The 1,439-nt window shown below is 59.4% G+C and carries 2 protein-coding genes; both read right to left on the bottom strand.

All coding sequences use genetic code 11. The features are described 5' to 3' along the window. The coding region (locus FN633_RS00660) for a DNA cytosine methyltransferase (RefSeq protein WP_154058778.1) at nt 1–1,189 on the bottom strand (1,189 nt) is incomplete at its 3' end. Then, the gene (locus FN633_RS00665; protein WP_154056394.1) at nt 1,186–1,431 is read right to left on the bottom strand and encodes a hypothetical protein; all 246 of its coding nucleotides are present in this window, start codon (nt 1,429–1,431) and stop codon (nt 1,186–1,188) included. The genes FN633_RS00660 and FN633_RS00665, both read right to left, overlap by 4 nt. Between the last annotated feature and the right edge of the window lie 8 nt (nt 1,432–1,439).

The raw sequence follows: 1,439 nt of genomic DNA on the forward strand, positions 1-1,439 counted from the left end.
CGCCGCCCGCAGTAACCGTCGCGCTCGGCTCGTCAGCGCGATGGCCGACACTGGCACCGAACTGCCGGGCGATTAAAGGGGCCAGTACGGGCGCGATGACATTCGTCCGGTTCTGCGTCAACAGAGTGAAGAACGGCTTATCTACCGGGCGCGGCTTCATCTGGAATGTGGATCCGCCGGTCCCGGCAAACAGCGGAGCCATTACCGGCGTGGCGATCGCATAGCCGTGCGTTTTAGTGATTGTCTGCAGCGGCTCCGCCAGCGCCTGGCCCCGGAAGCAGTCGTATTTGCCCTTCGTGGTAGTGTGGTTGCACTTCACGATGAACGGCGAGGCGCTATCCAACACGAACCGCTGAATGCCGCGCGCTATGCGTTTGAGGGTATTTTCTGCCAGGGCCTTTTTGCGGTCGAATATGGACGGCGCAGGGATAGACCAGTCGATGCACTCCGCCGCGGTGCGCCATGGTTTGAGCTTGCCACTCTGCACCGCTGGCGTTTTCGGATCCCCATGTGTCGGCTCTGGCCAGACGATAGGCTTCCCGTCTCTGCGCATAACGACAAACAGCCGTTTGCGGATAGTCGGCGCGCCGTAGTCGCATGCTCTGAGTTCACGAAATTCGACAACATACCCCAGCCCTCTAACCAGCCTTGCCGCATCCTCACTATCCAGCGGGATATTTAAGAACTCACAGCATTCGGCCAGGGCAGGATGGTTCGGATCAATACCGGTAGTCAGCATGCCGATAAACGCCTGGAAGGTTTCACCAACCCTGGCAGGATCCGGTCGCATCTCTCCTGCAAGCAGCGGACCCCAGGTCTTGAACTCCTCGACATTCTCTAATTTCATTACGCGCGGCTCTACATCAAGCCCCCAACGCAAAACAACCCAGGCGAGACCACGGATGGCTTTCTCTACGGGTTTCGCGCCTTTTGCCTTGGAGAAGTGCCTGCAATCTGGGCTAAACCATGCCAGCGCTACCGGGCGGCCGGCGGTCGCTACTTTTGGCTTAACCTCGTACACGCTCTCGCAGTAATGCAGCGTGTCCGGATGGTTGGTGCTGTGCATTGCCACTGCGTTGGGGTCGTGGTTGATCGCAATATCCACACTGCGACCGATAGCCAGCTCGATCCCGGTACTGGCCCCGCCGCCCCCGGCAAAGTTATCAACGATGATTTCCTGTAAATTCACGCGTATTTCTCCATGGCAGTGGCCAGCGAACGGGCGGCGGTTACGATCGCCGGTACCGGCATTTTTTCGAGCCACATCCGGTTGATGTGATGCTTCAGGCGGCGCTGGTGGTGCGCCGGGAGATCCCCGGCGCTTTCAACCTGTGCGTAAACCAGTCCGACTTCGGCAGGCCAAACTGTTTCCGGCACATCCACCAGCAGCAGGCGCTCCAGCTCGATGATGCGGCTGGTGGCGTATTGCAGGAGCGGAT

Source organism: Pseudescherichia vulneris, from assembly GCF_902164725.1.
In the GTDB taxonomy this organism is placed as follows: domain Bacteria; phylum Pseudomonadota; class Gammaproteobacteria; order Enterobacterales; family Enterobacteriaceae; genus Pseudescherichia; species Pseudescherichia vulneris.